This window comes from Stenotrophomonas terrae, from assembly GCF_039674165.1.
Taxonomy (GTDB): domain Bacteria; phylum Pseudomonadota; class Gammaproteobacteria; order Xanthomonadales; family Xanthomonadaceae; genus Stenotrophomonas; species Stenotrophomonas terrae_A.
In genome coordinates this window covers 19,674-36,193 of record NZ_JBDJMY010000045.1, presented here as the reverse complement: position 1 = coordinate 36,193, position 16,520 = coordinate 19,674, and the positions used below count along the sequence as shown (strand labels likewise).

The window sequence follows — 16,520 nt, the reverse complement described above, 5'->3', positions numbered from 1 at the left end:
CCTACAAACAGCTTGTGACCCCTGCTTTTCATTTGTAGGAGCGGCGTCAGCCGCGAAGCAGGCACATCATCAGATTGCACAACTACCAGCAACTTCAACAATGTCAGCTTCGCGGCTTATGCCGCTCCCACAACGAGCGCAGTGCTGCTGCGACCAGGCACTCAAACCAGTCCGCGCACCACGGCGGAATCCTGCGCCGACGCCTGCGTACCTTCGCCCTCGCCCGCCGCAGCGGCAAACGCCAGGCGGCGCTCATCGCGCACGAAGAACGAGGCCAGCAGGCCAATCGCCACCAGCACCGCGATCACGGTGAACGCAACGTGGTAATTGCCGAAGTGGTCAAACATCACCGCGGTCAACCAGATGCCAAGGCCTGCGGAGGTGGCATCCATCAGCGAGATCGTGCCGAGGATCTTGCCGGCAGCACTCAGCCCGAACGCCTCGACGATCTGCAGCTGCAGGATCGCGTACAGCCCGCCCCACCCCAGCCCCATCACGATCAAGCCGGTCCACAGCAGGTCACGGTGCTGCAGGGCGATGATCACCGAGCCGACCGCCATCAACGCCACGTTGCAGACGAACACCTTCTTGGACGTGGTCACGTCGGCCAGAAAGCCGAACAGGAACTTGCCGACCATGCCCAGGCCGAACAGCAGGAACATGCCGTTACCCGCCTGCTCACCACTGAAGCCCAGGTCCTTCATGTTGAGGATCAGGTGCGAGGACAGCGACATGATTCCCCAGAACGTGGTCACCGCCACCACCGCCAGCGCCCAGAAGGTACGGGTGCGCAGCGCCTGCCCGTAGCTGAGATCCGGCAGGCTGCTGCAGCAGCCCGGGCCGGCATTGTTGCTGGCCTGGCCTTCGCCCCAACGGCGCAGGCCCTTGCCATCGGGCGAGCGCACCAGCGCCAGGCACAGCACGAACAACGCCACCGGTATCACCGCCATCAGCAGGAAGCTGCCGCGCCAGCCATGCTCGGGCAGCAGCGCGATGATGATCTTGGGCACCAGCATCCCACCCAGGCTGCTGCCGACCAGGGCGATGCCCAGCGCCGTGCCACGGCGGGTCTGGAACCACTGCGAGACCATGATCACCGCCACGCTCAGGCCGCTGCTCACCACCACCGCGGCGAAGCCGACATGGATCAGATAGACGTGGGTGATGGAATGCACCTGCGAGTAGGCCGCATACAGCACCGCCAGCAGCACGCTGCCGAACAAGGCCAGGCTGCGCACTCCGATACGGTCGATCAGCGCGCCGACAAACGGCGACATCAGCGCGGCCAGCAGCAGGTTGAACATGTCACGGAACTTGAGCTGGCCACGGCTCCAGCCGAATTCATCCAGCAATGACGGGTCGAAGGCCGTGATCCCGGTCATGGTCATGCCATTGGAGATCGCCAGCATCAACATGGCCACGATGCAGATCAGCCACGGGTAGAAACGTTTCATCGGCACACCTGTTGCGAAAGGGTGAACGGGGAACGCATGCCACTACAACAATGTCCGGACAAAGAATGGCACAGACCGGCCGCCGGATGTAGCCCATGAAGCCGATTGCGGCATCGGTCAAATATAGTTATATAGATATATCATTAAGATTATTCCGAGCTGCCAGGCCTGCTGCCGTGGACCCGTTCACCACCCAATCCCTGGAGGGCATCCTCCGCCGCGACGTGCACGCCCCGCTCTATCACCAGCTGCAGTGCTTCCTGCGCGGGCTGATCGAGCGCGGCGAGATCGGCGATGGCGAACAGCTGCCACGCGAGGAAGAGCTGGCCCGGCGCCTGCGCATCTCGCGGGTGACGGTGCGCCAGGCCCTGCAGCTGCTGGCCGATGACGGCCTGCTGGTGCGCCAGCGCGGCCGTGGCACCCGCGTGGTGGGTGGCAAGGTGCGTACCTCGACCATCCCCATGCCGCTGAAGACGCCGCTTGGCGAGCTGATGCACACGCTGGACACGCTGGCCGGCAATACCCAGGTGCGGCTGCTTGGCTGGGAATGCATCGTGCCACCCGAGCCCATCCGCGAACTGTTCGGCAGCGCGGTCGATGAGCCGCTGGTGCGCTGCGTGCGTGTGCGCAGCCGCCACGGCCATCCGTTTGGCTACTACGGCAGCTGGACCCGCACCCGGCACCCGGACTTCAATGCCGAAAATCTGGCCTATGGCTCGCGCATCGAGCTGTTCCGCCGCTGCGGCATCGAGGTGAGCAAGGTGCAGCAGACCGTGTCGGCGATGCGCGTGGGCGCGCTGTCGGCGATGCATCTGCAGATGGCGACCGGGCAGGCGGTGATGACGCTGGAGCGGCGCTCCTTTGATGCCAACCAGCACCTGCAGGATCTGCTGGAAATCCAATACCGCCCAGACCAGCTGCGCTACCAGATGCGCCTGGACTACGAAACCAACAACCCGGAGACGTCCGCTTGAGTGCGACTGTGCGTGCAACGCTTGCCGAAAAAATTCTCGCCCGTGCCTGCGGGCGTGAGGCCGTGCGTGCCGGTGAAATCCTCACCGCCAAGCTCGACCTGTTGATGATGCACGACTCCGGCGGCCCACGCCGGGTGGCCTCGCGGCTGGAAAAACTCGGCGCCAAGGTGTGGGACCCGAACAAGGTCGTGGTTGTTTCCGACCACTTCGTGCCGGCGGTGGACATGGAAAGCGCGGATATCCTCGCGCTCACCCGCAAGTGGGCGCAGGCACAGGGCGTCACCCATTACGACATGCTCGGCATCTGCCACGTGGTGCTGCAGGAACACGGCCATGTGCAGCCGGGCATGTTCTGCGTGGGCGGCGATTCGCACTCGCCCAGCGGCGGTGCCTTCGGTGCCTTCATGGTCGGCATGGGTGCCACCGACATCACCGGCGCACTGGTCACCGGCGAAGTCTGGCTGCGCGTGCCGCAGACCACCCGCGTGCAGCTGGACGGCGCACTCGCCGCCGGCGTCAGCGCCAAGGATGTGATGCTGATGCTGTGCGGCCAGTACGGCATGGGCAACGAAGGCCAAGTGTTCGAATACGGCGGCAGCGCAGTGCAGGCGATGCCGATGCACGAGCGTCTGACCCTGTGCAACATGGCCGCCGAACTGGGCGCGGAAACCGGCATCGTCGAGCCCGACGCGACCACGCTTGCGGCACTGGAACTGGCCGGCAAGCCCTTCCACGGCGATCTTGCGCATTGGCGCAGCGATGCCGACGCCAATTACCTGCATCACTACCGTTACGACGCCGCGCAGATAGCACCACACGTGGCCGCGCCGCACAGCCCGGCCAACAGCCGGCCGGTGGGTGAGCACGGCAAGGTGCATATCGACCAGGCTTATATCGGCGCCTGCACCGGCGCCAAGCTCACCGACCTGCGCATGGCCGCCGAGGTGTTGAAAGGCCGCAAAATCGCCAAGGGCACGCGTCTGCTGATCGCCCCGGCCTCGGTGGCGATGACCGCACAGGCCGCTGCCGAAGGCACCCTGGCCACGCTGACCGCAGCCGGTGCGATCCTGCTGCCGTCCGGTTGTGGCGCCTGCGCCGGCATGGGTGCGGGCATGCTCAGCAGCGGCGAAGTGTGCATGTCCACCACCGCGCGCAACTTCAAGGGCCGCATGGGCTCGGCCGAGGCGCAGGTGTATCTGGGCTCGCCGTACAGTGTTGCAGCGGCGGCGGTGAAGGGCGAAATCTGTGATCCGCGCGAACTGCTGGGAGAAGGCGCATGAACGTCCGTGGCAAGGCCTTTGTCTTCGGCGACCGCATCGACACCGATGTGCTGGCGCCCGGCCCGTATATGCGTGAACCGATGAGCGTGCTCGCCAGCCATTGCCTGGAAGCGGTGGACCCGGCGTTCGCCAGTGAAGTGCAGCGCGGCGACATCGTGGTCGGCGGCGAGTCCTTCGGTATTGGTTCCTCGCGCGAACAGGCGGTGCAGGCGTTGGCCGAACTTGGCGTGGGCGCCATCATCGCCAAGTCATTCGCGCGCATCTTCTATCGCAACGCGCTCAACCTCGGCGTACCGGCACTGGTGTGTGCGAATCTGGAAGCATCGCGCGGCGATGAACTGGAAGTACGCCCGGTGGAAGGACGCATCATCAATCACACCAGCGGCCGCGAATTCGGCTGCGAGAAAATCCCCACCGAGCTGATGGAAATCGTCGCCGGCGGCGGCCTGATGCCGTGGCTTGAACGCAAACTGGCCGCGGAGCGCCGCACATGAAGCAAGGCATCATCCACGCCACCTTGATAGCACCGGACCTGCAGCAGGTCTGCGATGCCTATGTCGCGCAGCTGGACCTGCAGGTGCAGCAGCAAGCCACGCTCAGCACCGACGATGCCGCCGCGTTGGATCTGCATGATCTGGCCGGGGCGCCGCTGGCCTGGCTGACCAACAGCGCAGGCGAGCCCGTGTTGCGGGTGGTCGAGGACCCCGCTGCGGTCGTCGCCGAACCGATGTTCCGCCACGGCTGGCTGTCACTGGAAGTGCTGGTGGGCGACATCGACACCCTGGCAGCGGGACTGCAGCCACCGTTCAAGGTGCTGGGCGCGGCCGCCAATCTGGAACTGAGCGATGCCATCCGCGCCGCGCAGGTGCTTGGCCCCTGCGGCGAGCTGTTGTATCTCACCCAGATCAAGGCGCAGGTGCCGCCGTTCGATCTGCCGATGACGGACGCCAGCGTGGCGAACACCTTCATCGGCGTGATGACCACGCCTGATCGCGATGCCTCGCAACATGCGTGGTCGGCGTTGCTGGGTGCGAAAGGCTGGGCTTTCGATACCAAGATCACCGTGCTCAATCGTGCCTATGGCAAGCCACTGGAGGGCCGCTTCCCGGTCGCCGTGGTGCCGATGCCGGGCCAGTGCATGGTCGAGATCGATCAAGTGGAACTACCGGCTGCCGCCCCGCGCCGTCATGCGGGTCAATACAGTCTTGCGCTGCGTTTGCCGGCGGTGGCAGATGGCGCGCTACGCGATGCTGGTTGGGAAGTGACGGTGGTCGGCGCACGACGCAGTCTGCGCGGGCCCGCTGGCGAGCATGTGGAGTTGCTTGCTGGGTGAGTTTGGGGTTGAGGCGTAGAGCTTTAAGAGCACCCCTCCCCAACCCTCCCCTGCGCTGCGCGCAAGGGAGGGGGCTGTTCGCCGCAAACTTTCAGACCTTCGCGGCGCTGCCTTTGCCCCCTCCCTTGCGCGCAGCGCAGGGGAGGGTTGGGGAGGGGTGCCTTTTGCATTAACCCCATGACCTTTGCCATGTGTAACCGCCGCTACACAGGCATAGCGTCAGCGCTTACCCCGAACGCGTGAGGTCGAGCAATGCGGATCCAGCTCCTGGCAGCAGCCATCGCCGTCGTCTGCACTGCCGGCATGGCAAGCAGCGCTACGGCGCAGGTCTCGCCGATGACGCCGGACATCACCGGCAAGAAGTTTGTCGCACCCGAACCGGCGCGTGACTTCATCAAGCGCGAGGTGATGATCCCGATGCGTGACGGGGTCAAGCTCTACACCGTCATCATGATCCCCAAGGGCGCGCACAACGCGCCGATCCTGTTCACCCGCACGCCTTACAACGCGGCCGGCCGGGTGGACCGCACGCCGGGCGCCACGCGCCTGGTCGACGCGCTCGCGCAGGGCGATACGGTGTTCGCGGAAGACGGCTATATCCGCGTGTTCCAGGACGTGCGTGGCAAGTACGGTTCCGAAGGCGACTATGTGATGACGCGGCCGCCACGCGGGCCGCTCAACCCCGGCAAGATCGATCACAGCACCGACGCCTGGGACAGCATCGACTGGCTGGTCAAGCACCTGCCCGAGTCCAATGGCAAGGTCGGCATGCTCGGCTCGTCGTACGAAGGCTTCACCGTGGTGATGGCGCTGCTCGACCCACACCCGGCGTTGAAAGTGGCCGCGCCGGAAAGCCCGATGATCGATGGCTGGATGGGCGATGACTGGTTCCAGAATGGCGCCTATCGGCAGGTGAATCTCGGCTATTTCAGCGGGCAGATGACTGCACGCGGTGCCGGCGCGAAAATGGCCATGCCCGGCGCCGATGACTACAGCAGCTTCCTGCAGGCCGGCTCGGTCGGCGCCTTTGCCAAGGCGCAGGGGCTGGAACAGATACCGGCCTGGCACAAGGTCAGCGAGCACCCGGCCTACGACGCGTTCTGGCAGCAGCAGGCCTTGGACAAGCTGCTGGCCAAGCTGCCGCAGATCACCGTGCCAACGATGTGGGAACAAGGCCTGTGGGATCAGGAAGACATCTACGGCGCGCATACCGCCTGGGCCGCGCTGGAACCCAAGGACCACGACAACACCCGCAATTTCCTGGTGATCGGGCCATGGCGACACAGCGGCGCCAACTACAACGGAAGCTCACTCGGCGCGCTGGACTTCAACGGCGATACCGCGCTGCAGTGGCGTCGGGATGTACTCAAACCGTTCTTCGACCAATACCTCAAGGACGGAGCAGCAACAGCCAACACGCCACCGGTATGGGTGTACGACGCCGGCAACAACCGCTGGGACAGCTACCGCAACTGGCCGCAGAGTTGTGCGCACGACTGCAGCGCCACGGCACGCCGCCTGTACTTGAACGCCGATGCGCAGCTGGGCTTCACCGGCAGCAGCAGCGGCGCGCAGTACGCCGAATATGTTTCCGATCCGGCCAAGCCGGTACCGTTCGTGCCACGCCCGGTAAACATGGGCGACCGCGATGTATGGACCACCTGGCTGGTGCGCGACCAGCGTTTCGTCGACGGCCGCACCGACGTGCTTACCTACACCGGCCCGGTGCTGGACAAACCGATGAAGCTCGCCGGCATGCCGCAGGTGCAGCTCAGCGCGTCCACCTCCGGCACCGACAGCGATTGGGTGGTCAAGCTGATCGATGTCTATCCGGACCAGTATCCCGACAACCCGAAGCTGGCCGGCTATCAGTTGCCGCTGGCAATCACCATCTTCCGTGGACGTTACCGCGACAGCTTCAGCCAGCCCAAGCCGATCACCCCCGATGCGGTGCAGTCGTATACCTTCGACCTGCCCAATGTGAACCAGACGCTGCAACCCGGTCACCGCTTGATGGTGCAGGTGCAGTCCAGCTTGTTCCCCCTCTACGACCGCAATCCGCAGCAGTATGTGGACAACATCTTCTTCGCCCAACCTGGCGACTATCGCAAGGCGACGCAGCGCATCTGGAACAGCAGCGAGCACCCCAGTTACATCACCCTGCCCATTGTTGATTGATGCTGCAGCGGTTGCGGCACTCGCGCCGCAGCCGCGCCCGCTGCAAGCACGCTGGCGCTGCATCGCATCGGCGATTCCACGCATCGTCATCACCTGCATCGCAGTGATGGAAGCCTGCGCAAAACGACGCGTTGCTTAACCGCACACCACCGCGGGCGTGCGGCGTTTGCTTGGCGTTGCGAAAGCATCTGCTATAGCAGGGGTTAGCAACATCGCCTTGCACCGCACGGAGCGTGTATGAAGCGCAGAAGATTCAGCCAGCGCAGCATCATCCTGATCGGCATCGCCGTCATCGCCCTGGTCATCGCCCTCTCGATTGCGCCCTGGTAGTTGTTGAATACGCGCGGCATGGCGCCATGCGCTGCGCATCATGGATGCGAGTTAACAAACTCACTGAGAGCCAATTCGCGGTTATGCGCATTCAGCCATTGCCCCTCTTCCCTCTCCCCGCTATAGGTGATGAGTCTGATCCGGGGGGATCTCATTCCGGAGCACGCATATGCACAACATTCAATTCTTTCTCGAAGGTCCTGGCCGTCAACTGCGCGCGGTGACGCTGCTGGCCACTGAATCCAAGAACGTCCCCAAAGGCAGCAACGATGGACGCCGCGTGGCAACCATGGGCCTGAGTGACGTCTGCTTCCATACCATGGTCGATGCGCAGGGCAATATCGCCAAGCAGATCGACTTTGATGGCTATCGCTTCAAGTTCAAGGATTCCAGCCTGCCCTGGGATCTGATGATCGCCTGAGTCCTGCAGCGCGGCGCCGGTCCGCGCAGAGCAACATTGCATCAGTACCTACCCGGCCATGGCGCATTGCATGCGCGTTACGCGACCTTTGCATTTCATGCACCTGCTCATCACCGCATGCAGGCATCCACTTAATCGCCGGTCGTGCATCCTGCAGATGGAGCATCGTTGCTCCGATCGGAGATGCGCCATGGAAACCCGCAAGATGAAGCAACTGCTGTTCGCAGGCATGATTGCCGTTGGCTGCGCAGGCACTGCGCTCACCGTGCAGGCCGCTGGCCAGGCGATGCAGGGCCATGAATCCGAACAGCCCGGCACCGATACCTGGATCACCACCAAGGTCAAGGCCGAGCTGCTGACCACCAAGGATGTTTCGGGCACGGAAATCAAGGTGGAAACGGTCAACGGTGTGGTGACCTTGAGCGGCACCGTCGCCTCCAAAGTGGAAGCCGACCGTGCCATCGCCGCTGCCAAAGGCATCAAGGGCGTAACGCGCGTGGACAGCTCGGCGCTGATGGTGGCAGGCGCGCATCATTGATGCGCTGACGCGACCTGCAGCCACGCCCAGCACGGGATGTGAATGAAGAAGGCGGCACCTCACGGTGCCGCCTTCTTTTTTCTGCCCGGTTCGTCGCCGGGTGCCTTCTTGTCCGGCGGCGAATCAGGTGCGCCGGGAGCAGGCTGATGCGGCGGTGGATCCTGTATCGGTACGGGAGACGGATCGGTGATGTCGCCTTCCGGGATATCAACACTGCGCACGGGCCACGCGTTTGCAGTGCTCACTCTTCCTCTTCATTGTCGCGCTGAGGGGCCTTCTTCTCGCGCCCTGGCTGCTCGGGTTGATCCGGCTGCTGCGCGTTGCGCTGTTGCTGGGCGTTCGGATCGCTGTGGTCGTTGCGCTGCGGTGTTCCGTGTTGGGTGGACATCGACATTGCCTCGCTGATGCGGCGGGAGCGCCGCACGTACAGGCTCACACCAGCAGCGTTAGGAGCAGGTCCTCGATTCGTCTTTTTGTAGCTGATCTGGATGAACCGGCACTCCATTCAGCGCAGCGTCGGCAACCCTGGGCAGTGGGCAAGGCAGATCGTTTGCTGTTCGTCATGACCCGCGCTCACCGGCCGCTCGGCGATTCTGTCGACGCAGCGCGTGCGGCGTTGATCCGACAGACTCACCAAGGGTCGCCGGCAAATGTCAGTAACAGGCTGTTGCGTGCATGCCAGGTGCACAGTTCGGCGGAAAGCAGGTCCTCGATGGGCAGCTGCAGAGCAAGGTAGGCATCCAAGCCGTCGCGCAGGCGCAGCAGCCCGGGGTGGGCAATCGCCGCCGGCCATTGCGCCGGTTCACCAAAACTTCTCACTGCGGCCTGTTCCGCGCTGGCCAACAAGTCACGCTGTTGCAAAAGCCGCGCGCGCACCCACGACTGCAGTGACGGGTGCACCGTGAACCCCTGCAGCTCAAGTGCATCGCGCAGGCTGCCGAGCTCCGTCAGCGCGCCCCGCAGCCATTCGGTGTGGCCACCGGCACGCAACGGAACCGTCAATGGCGCTGGCGCGGCATGCGCACGCAGCTGGCGCTTCCAGTGCGTTTCCCAGCCCCGCGCTTCCTGCTCGGTTTCGGCCTCCACCAGCCAGCCCTGCTGAAGATCGAACAACGCGTAGTAGCGCGGCGAAAATGCCTGCAGCCGGCTCATCGGATCGGTGGCGATGCCGAGCTTTGCGTAGTCTTCGCCGACGCACGGCAGGACATACAGAAACGTATGCCCGCGCATGCGTCTGCCGACATTCCCCACCGGTACGATCCGCCGCGCGCCGACCATCGCTAACGCGTCGCCACCCTGCGCGCGGTCTTGGCGCTCTTGGCGCTCTTGCCAGCGGGCGCTTTTGCCGCTTTCTTGGCCACCTTGGCCTTCTTTGCCGGCGCGGATTTGCGTGCAGGGGTGCGCTTGTTCTCGTCCAGGCTCTTCTGCAGCAGCGACATGAAGTCGACCACATTGGTGGTGGTGTCTTCATGCTCGGGCACCTGCTCGTCGATGATCCGAGTGGTGGCGCCCTTGGCCTTCAGACGTTTGCGGATGATGGCCTGCAGCCGCTTGCGGAACTCGTCCTCGTAGCTTTCCGGCTGCCAACTCGTGGCCATCGATTCAATCAGATTGGCGGCCATCTCGCTCTCCCGAGCGGTGATGCGGTAGTCCGATGCCTTGCCGCCCGGCAGCTTGTACTCGGTCGGTTCCACCAGTTCCTGCGGGTAACGCAGCATCAACAGCACCAGCGCATCGTCTTCGGCTGCGACGGCGCACAGGTATTCGCGGGTACGGATGACAACCCGCGCCACGCCGACCTTGCCGGTCTTCTTCAGCGTTTCGCGCAGCAGCACATAACCTTTTTCGGCTTTCTTGCCCGGCACCAGCACGTAGGGCTTCTCATAGAAGCGCAGGCCAATCGCTTCGCGGTCAACGAAGGCCTCGACATCGATGGACTCATGGGTCTGCGGCGCAGCCGAGGCGATGTCCTCCTTCTCGACCACCACATAGCTGCCTTTGTCGTACTCGAAGGCCTTGATGATGTCCTTCCACGGCACCTCTTCACCGGTCTCGGCATTGACCCGTTCGAAGCGGATCGGCTTCTTGTCACGCGAGTCGAGCATGCGGAAACTGATGTCCACCTTGCGCTCGCCACTCATCAACGACACCGGCACGTTCAACAGGCCGAAGGAAAGGGTGCCACTCCAGATGGGACGTGCCATGGTTTTCAACCTTGCCTGGGAATGAGGCAACGCTCACAGCCCGCTGCGAAAACCGGCGTGAAGAAAGCCCAAGGCGCATTCACCCAACGGTGGATTACCGCGTTGCGCGAGGCCATTGCCCGGCATGTGTCGTTTGCACGCGCCATTTCCTGCAGCGCCGATGAGGTGATTGTGACCTCGGGAGCGACGCAGGCCTTCGCGCTGCTGGCGCAGGTGCTGGTCGACGGCGGGGCAAGCAAGGTTGCCGGTGAATGGCCGGGCTATCCCGCCACCATCAACGCCTTTGCAGCCGCAGGCGCGGAGCTGCTGCACGTGCCGGTGTATGCGCAAGGCCTGTGCGTCGAGCAGATTCCAGCGGATGCAGGCATTGTCTGTGTGACGCCATCCCACCAATCGCCGTGCGGCGTGGCGCTCTCACCCTCGCAGCGCGGGGCGCTGCTGGACCATGCGCAGCGCAGCAACGCGCTGATCATCGAGGACGACTATGACGGTGAATTCCGCTATGGCGTGCGTCCGCTGGATGCATTGAAGACGCAGGATGTCCAGGGCCGCGTGTTCTACGTCGGCACGTTCTCCAAAAGCATGTTTCCATCGCTGCGCCTGGGTTGCATCATCGCCCCGGGCTGGGCACGCGAAGCGCTGGTGGCCGCAGAACACGCAACCGATCTGCACGGCAACGATGTTGTGCAGAGCGCATTGGCAGCCTTCATCAGCGAGGGTGATCTTGCCCGCCACGTCCGCCGCATGCAGCGGGAATAAGCGCAGCGCAGGTCATTGATTCTCGCGGCATTGGGAGGGCCGTTGTCTGCCTGGTTGTTCGCGCTGCGTTCGGAAGCCGGCCTGCACCTCGCCGTGCAGGTGCACGACGCTGCCGACAGCCAGAAGGTACTGGCTGCGGCCAGGCGTCATCTTCCCGGTATCGCCAGCATCGCAGAACTGTCCCAAGCCACCGACGCCGCACCCGGGCTGGTGTTCGGCTTTGGCTGCATCAAAGTTGAAAAAAGTTGCTACGTACTTGCGGGCGTTTGCAGCAGCGCTGGCGCGCTAGTTGGCGCCCAACCGAACCACCATCGCGGCCGGCGACGCGCGATTCGCTGCAAGGCGTGAACGGGCACGCCTGGGCCTGCAGAGCCGCGCGATGGAAAGCGGCGGATTTGGCGCTATTCACCAGCCGGTAGCGGGCACCCATCGCACCAGCAACCCGCTCGGCGTTGTGCGTTGTGCAGCAATCAGCTGGAACCAATGCAGCCCCCATCGATGCCAAGGACCGCACCCAGGTTTTCGCATACAGCGTTGCCGCTGGCAGACAGCGGCCAAAGTTCCCCTTTCTTCACCTTAATTTATGTACTGGTCAGTTTGGTATTCAGGGTGGATTCCGTCGGCTAACGGATAATTCACAACTATCGAACGGCCACAGATTCGGGCCGTACCGATCAAGACCAATAACGAGGTAATGCCGAAATGAAGACTTCTTTGATCGCTTTGGGCCTGCTGGCCGCCCTCCCGTTCGCCGCTTCGGCTGCCGATGGCCTGTCCTACAACTATGTTGAAGGCGGCTACGTGAATACCGATGCCAAGGGCGGAGACGCCGATGGTTGGGCAGTGAAGGGCTCGGTTGCGGTACATCCGAACTTCCATGTGTTCGGCGAGTACAGCGCGCAGGAAACCGACAAGTTCAAGGACGATGTCGACCAGTGGCGCCTGGGTGTTGGTTACAACTACACCGTGGCCCCGAACACCGACCTGCTTGCCCGTGCGGCCTACCAGAAGCTGGATCTCGAGTACGGCCCGAAGTTCAGCGGCTATAGCGCTGAAGTCGGCGTGCGTACCGCCTTCACCCAGAACTTCGAGGGCTATGCCCTGGCCGGTTACGAGAATTACAGCAAGAAGCGTGGCTATGACCCGGACGGCGAGTTCTACGGCCGCGTTGGCGCCACCGCCAAGTTCACCCCGAACTGGGGCCTGACCGGCGAAGTGAAGCTGGCCAAGGCTGGCGACAAGGAATGGTTCGTCGGCCCGCGCTTCACCTGGTAAGCGACAAAGCAACAAGCGACATAGTGGTGTTGTACCGGCGCGTGACCTCTCTCCCACGCGCCGCTGGAAGCCCGGTCCTCCCCCGACCGGGCTTCTTTTTTTTGCGCTCGGCGCTGCTTGCTTTGGTAGTGCCGAGCCATGCTCGGCAGGGGCTTCACCCACAACGCCGCAGCCGCGAAGTCTTGTGGGAGCGGCGTAAGCCGCGAAGCTGACGATGCAGACGCCATCGGCAGTCACCACAGCTGATGGTGCACCTGCCTCGCGGCTTACGCCGCTCCCACAAAGAACCAGATGCCCGGCACCTCCCGGGTGCGCTGCGCTTACCCGGGCTACGCTCCTGCTTGCTTTGGTAGTGCCGAGCCATGCTCGGCAGAGGCTTCACCAACAACCCCGCAGCCGCGAAATTCCTTTGTAGGAGCGGCGTAAGCCGCGAAGCTGACGATGCAGACGTCATCGACACCCACGCCAGCTGATGATGCAGCTGCTTCGCGGCTTACGCCGCTCCCACAAAAAAATCGGAACCGCAGACTGCTATACGGGTGACGCCCCTGCCGAGCATGGCTCGGCACTACCGGCTGGAGCGTTGGGACGCCACCGCCACGTGAAACGGTCACGCAAAGAAAAAGCCCGGCATTGCCGGGCTTTTTTTTAATCTTCGCTCATCCTTACTTGAACAGCGTATCCGGGTATTCCGGCTTCTGTTCACGGGCCAGCAGCTGCTGCAGGCCTTCGGACGGGCTCAGTTCGCCGTGCAACACCGACTGCACCGCCTTGGAGATCGGCAAATCGATGCCGTGACGGTCGGCCTGGCGCATGACTTCATCGGCGGTCTGCACCGATTCCACCACCTGGCCGATTTCCTTCACCGCATCGGGCAGGCTCTGGCCACGGCCGAGCGCCAGACCCAGGCGGCGATTGCGCGACAGGTCGCCAGTACTGGTCAGCACCAGATCGCCCAGGCCAGCCAGGCCCATCAGCGTTTCTGGTTTGCCGCCAATGGCGGCCGCCAAGCGCAGCATTTCGTTGAGACCACGGGTGATCAGGCCAGCACGGGCGTTCAGGCCCAGCTGCATGCCATCGGCCACGCCGGTCGCCACCGCCAGCACGTTCTTCATTGCCCCGCCCAGCTCGGCACCGACCATATCGTCGCCGGTATAGGCGCGGAATGCCGGGCCGTGCATGGCATCGGCCACCTGCTGGGCGAACGCCTCGTCATCGCCGTGCACGGTGATGGCGGTGGGCAGGCCCAGGGTGACTTCCTTGGCGAAGGACGGGCCGGTGACGACGGCCAACGGCACGTCCGGGCCCAGCACTTCGCGCGCTACTTCATGCAGGAAACGCCCCGAGCCGGGCTCGAAGCCCTTGGTCGCCCAGGCCACGCCCGCACCCGCCGGCCGCAGCGGCGCCAGCGCGCGCACGGTTTCGGCAAAGGCATGGGACGGCACCACCACCAGGATCCAGTCGGCACCGGCAACGGTGGCCGCCAGGTCGGTGCTGGCACGCAAAGATTCTGGCAAGGGAATCCCCGGCAGATACCGGGGATTCTCATGACGCTGATCAATCGCTTCGATTACCGCTGCATCACGCCCCCACAGCACGGTCGTATGACCGTGCCGGGCCAACAGCGTGGCCAGCGCGGTGCCCCAGGAGCCCGCGCCGAGAACGGCGATCTTTTCCACGTCGTTCGTACTCATGCTTGAACGCAGACGCCGATCAGGCGTTGCCAGCCGGCTCGGAGTCGGCCAGCGACGGCTCGCCCTGCTGCTGACGCTGACGCAGGGTTTCGGCGTACAGGCCTTCGAAGTTGATCGGCTGCAGGTAGAACGGCGGGAAGCCGCCAGCCTGGATCAGGTCCGACACCATCGAACGCACATACGGGAACAGGATGTTCGGGCACTGGGTGCCGAGCAGCACGTCGATTGCCTGCGGCTCCAGGCCGATCAGGCCGAACACGCCAGCCTGCTCCACTTCGGCCACATAGGCGGTCTTGTCGCCGGCCTTGCAGGTCAGGGTCACGCCCAGCACCACTTCAAAAGCGGTATCCGACAGGCGCTGCACCTTCTGGTTCAGGTTCAGCTGCAGGTCCGGCTGCACGTTCTCGTTGAAGATGGTCGGCGAGTTCGGCGATTCGAAAGAGACGTCCTTGACGTAGATCTTCTCGATGGTGAAAGCCGGGCCGGTGGCGGATTCGTCGGCCGGGACTACGCCGTTGGTGTTCTCTTCGGACATTGCTCAAGACTCCAGAACAAATTGTTCATTGAATGGGATTAGTACAAGACCAGCGATGGGGGCGGTTGGCCACCGACACAAGCCCTTACTGAAAATTTGCTGACTCAGTTACGGCCCTTGACCAGCAGCAGGTCTGCCGCCTGCCAAGCCGGCAGGCCACCGTCGAGCACATAGACCTGCTCGTAACCGGCTTTTTTAAGGGTTTTGGCGGCCGTTGCCGAGGCATTGCCGGTACGGCACAGCAGCACCACCGGACTCTGCTTGGCATTGGCCAGCAGCTTGTGCGCGGGGGTCAACTGCGCCGGCTGCACATTGCGGCTACCGGCAATATGGCCCTTCTCGAAGTCGGCCGCTGCCGACAGATCGATCACGGTCGCTCCACCGGCATTGATCATATGGGTCAATTCGGACGGCTTGAGCGATTTATAGCCGCGGAACAGGCGCGCGATCTCGGTGGCAATGATGGCCACCGTCAGGCCGACCAGGGCCAGCGACAGCATCGGATTTCGGCCGGCGAAGGCCAGCAACTCTTCGTAATTCACTCAGGTCACGGGTCGATAAGCGGGCAGGGATTGTCGCACAGCCGGTGAAAGCCCAGCCAATGACTCATTGGCCCTGCCACAGATCCGGCAAACCGGCCGCCTGCCACCAGCGTTTGTTGTCCGCATCCCAGCGCCAGCGCTCGTTCACCATGACCAGGCGCTCGGCCTGGGTATTACGGTTGATGACGCCCATTTCCACCCGCCGCTCGATGCTGCCATCGGCACCCACGCCGGCCGAACGCTCGCGGTAGCTGGACACCTGGATCTGCCGGTAACGCTCGCGCTGAAGGTCGCTCAGCGGGTGCTGCTGCAGGTATTGGGGGTCGATGAAGCCTTCAGCCTTGTCGAAATCGCCCCAGCGCACCGCCGCCACATAGGCATCCTGGATAGGCACCAGCTTGCTGCGCTGGGCCCGGCTCGGCCCTTCGGCCTGGGCTACGTTGGCCACCAGCAACAACGCAACAGCAACGGTCTTCAACAGATGTCGGTACATGCGGCCCCCTCGATGATGGCTGATCTTAGCCCTTGCTCAGCGCCACGAAGCGTCCTTCGAACTCGGCCGCGCCGCCTTCGATCGCCGCCCGCACGGTTATCCGGGCCCGGCCGCGCTTGACGAACAGGCTCAGGAAGTCGTCCCAGTCCTGCTCCGGCGCCAGCCGGGCGGTTGCCAGCAGATCGCCATAGACCGGCGCGCGGTAGCGGATATTGCTGTCGGCCACGTACACCTCGGCCTGCTTGCCGGCCAAGGCCAGACGCATGCTGACCAGTGCCCAGCCGGACAAGGTCATTACCGAGGCCAGGCTGCCGCCAAAGGCATTGCCCTTGTCGTTGACGTTGGCATCCAACGGCGCCTGCATGCGCAGCACACCATTGTCATAGCTGGCGATGCGGATACCCATCGCTGCAACCGGAGGCATTGCCGCAAGCGTGCGCTGGAGTTCTGCCAGCAACACGGATTCATCAATATGTTCGGACATGGAAGACAACGAAAAAACGGAAAGCG

The 16,520-nt window shown here is 63.7% G+C and carries 20 protein-coding genes; 10 read left to right on the top strand and 10 right to left on the bottom strand.

Annotation, left to right across the window (positions count from 1 at the left end; all coding sequences use genetic code 11):
• Positions 1-161: 161 nt before the first annotated feature.
• A complete protein-coding gene (locus ABE493_RS16150) occupies positions 162-1,454 on the bottom strand; it encodes an MFS transporter (RefSeq protein WP_346499902.1) in 1,293 nt (430 codons plus the stop codon).
• A gap of 176 nt (positions 1,455-1,630) precedes the next feature.
• Between ABE493_RS16150 and ABE493_RS16145 the strand changes: the two genes are divergently transcribed.
• The 7 genes from ABE493_RS16145 (at position 1,631) to ABE493_RS16115 (ending at position 8,508) form a co-directional block, all read left to right on the top strand.
• Entirely contained in the window at positions 1,631-2,428 is a 798-nt protein-coding gene (locus ABE493_RS16145) for a GntR family transcriptional regulator (RefSeq protein ID WP_346499901.1), read from the top strand.
• Positions 2,425-3,708: a 3-isopropylmalate dehydratase large subunit gene (locus ABE493_RS16140; RefSeq protein ID WP_346499900.1), complete on the top strand. Its 1,284-nt coding sequence runs from the start codon at positions 2,425-2,427 to the stop codon at positions 3,706-3,708. The genes ABE493_RS16145 and ABE493_RS16140 overlap by 4 nt, the downstream gene beginning before the upstream one ends.
• Positions 3,705-4,202 (top strand): 3-isopropylmalate dehydratase, encoded by a 498-nt coding sequence (locus ABE493_RS16135; protein WP_346499899.1) that lies wholly within the window; start codon positions 3,705-3,707, stop codon positions 4,200-4,202. The genes ABE493_RS16140 and ABE493_RS16135 overlap by 4 nt, the downstream gene beginning before the upstream one ends.
• Positions 4,199-5,041: a hypothetical protein gene (locus tag ABE493_RS16130; protein WP_346499898.1), complete on the top strand. Its 843-nt coding sequence runs from the start codon at positions 4,199-4,201 to the stop codon at positions 5,039-5,041. The genes ABE493_RS16135 and ABE493_RS16130 overlap by 4 nt, the downstream gene beginning before the upstream one ends.
• Before the next feature lie 258 nt (positions 5,042-5,299).
• Positions 5,300-7,219: a CocE/NonD family hydrolase gene (locus ABE493_RS16125; RefSeq protein WP_430980800.1), complete on the top strand. Its 1,920-nt coding sequence runs from the start codon at positions 5,300-5,302 to the stop codon at positions 7,217-7,219.
• Positions 7,220-7,718: 499 nt separating this feature from the next.
• Positions 7,719-7,970 (top strand): hypothetical protein, encoded by a 252-nt coding sequence (locus ABE493_RS16120; protein ID WP_346499897.1) that lies wholly within the window; start codon positions 7,719-7,721, stop codon positions 7,968-7,970.
• Between the two features lie 190 nt (positions 7,971-8,160).
• Positions 8,161-8,508: a BON domain-containing protein gene (locus ABE493_RS16115; protein ID WP_346499896.1), complete on the top strand. Its 348-nt coding sequence runs from the start codon at positions 8,161-8,163 to the stop codon at positions 8,506-8,508.
• Positions 8,509-8,567: 59 nt separating this feature from the next.
• On the opposite strand, the gene ABE493_RS16110 is transcribed toward ABE493_RS16115, so the two are convergent.
• The 4 genes from ABE493_RS16110 to ABE493_RS16095 form a co-directional block, all read right to left on the bottom strand.
• The gene (locus ABE493_RS16110) at positions 8,568-8,753 is read right to left on the bottom strand and encodes a hypothetical protein (RefSeq protein WP_346499895.1); all 186 of its coding nucleotides are present in this window, start codon (positions 8,751-8,753) and stop codon (positions 8,568-8,570) included.
• Positions 8,750-8,896, bottom strand: a complete 147-nt coding sequence (locus ABE493_RS16105) for a hypothetical protein (protein ID WP_346499894.1) — start codon at positions 8,894-8,896, stop codon at positions 8,750-8,752. Before ABE493_RS16105 ends, ABE493_RS16110 begins: the two co-directional genes overlap by 4 nt.
• Before the next feature lie 242 nt (positions 8,897-9,138).
• Positions 9,139-9,738, bottom strand: a complete 600-nt coding sequence (locus tag ABE493_RS16100) for a GIY-YIG nuclease family protein (RefSeq protein ID WP_346499893.1) — start codon at positions 9,736-9,738, stop codon at positions 9,139-9,141.
• A gap of 50 nt (positions 9,739-9,788) precedes the next feature.
• Complete coding sequence (locus tag ABE493_RS16095; RefSeq protein ID WP_346499892.1) at positions 9,789-10,712, bottom strand: Ku protein; 924 nt, start codon at positions 10,710-10,712, stop codon at positions 9,789-9,791.
• Positions 10,713-10,769: 57 nt separating this feature from the next.
• On the opposite strand from ABE493_RS16095, the gene ABE493_RS16090 reads away from it, so the two are divergent.
• The 3 genes from ABE493_RS16090 to ABE493_RS16080 all read left to right on the top strand — a co-directional run bounded on the left by ABE493_RS16090 (position 10,770) and on the right by ABE493_RS16080 (position 12,746).
• Positions 10,770-11,471: a PLP-dependent aminotransferase family protein gene (locus ABE493_RS16090; protein WP_346499891.1), complete on the top strand. Its 702-nt coding sequence runs from the start codon at positions 10,770-10,772 to the stop codon at positions 11,469-11,471.
• A gap of 42 nt (positions 11,472-11,513) precedes the next feature.
• A complete protein-coding gene (locus ABE493_RS16085; protein ID WP_346499890.1) occupies positions 11,514-11,819 on the top strand; it encodes a hypothetical protein in 306 nt (101 codons plus the stop codon).
• Positions 11,820-12,173: 354 nt separating this feature from the next.
• A complete protein-coding gene (locus tag ABE493_RS16080) occupies positions 12,174-12,746 on the top strand; it encodes an Ax21 family protein (RefSeq protein ID WP_346499889.1) in 573 nt (190 codons plus the stop codon).
• Positions 12,747-13,411: 665 nt separating this feature from the next.
• Here ABE493_RS16080 and ABE493_RS16075 read toward each other — a convergent pair.
• The 5 genes from ABE493_RS16075 to ABE493_RS16055 form a co-directional block, all read right to left on the bottom strand.
• A complete protein-coding gene (locus ABE493_RS16075) occupies positions 13,412-14,440 on the bottom strand; it encodes an NAD(P)H-dependent glycerol-3-phosphate dehydrogenase (RefSeq protein ID WP_346499888.1) in 1,029 nt (342 codons plus the stop codon).
• 19 nt (positions 14,441-14,459) lie between these two features.
• Positions 14,460-14,975, bottom strand: coding sequence for a protein-export chaperone SecB (gene secB / locus ABE493_RS16070; RefSeq protein WP_057629187.1), 516 nt, complete (start codon positions 14,973-14,975; stop codon positions 14,460-14,462).
• 104 nt (positions 14,976-15,079) lie between these two features.
• A complete protein-coding gene (locus tag ABE493_RS16065; RefSeq protein ID WP_346499887.1) occupies positions 15,080-15,517 on the bottom strand; it encodes a rhodanese-like domain-containing protein in 438 nt (145 codons plus the stop codon).
• 64 nt (positions 15,518-15,581) lie between these two features.
• Entirely contained in the window at positions 15,582-16,010 is a 429-nt protein-coding gene (locus ABE493_RS16060; protein ID WP_346499886.1) for a hypothetical protein, read from the bottom strand.
• Positions 16,011-16,035: 25 nt separating this feature from the next.
• Positions 16,036-16,494, bottom strand: coding sequence for a YiiD C-terminal domain-containing protein (locus ABE493_RS16055; RefSeq protein ID WP_346499885.1), 459 nt, complete (start codon positions 16,492-16,494; stop codon positions 16,036-16,038).
• Positions 16,495-16,520: the final 26 nt, after the last annotated feature.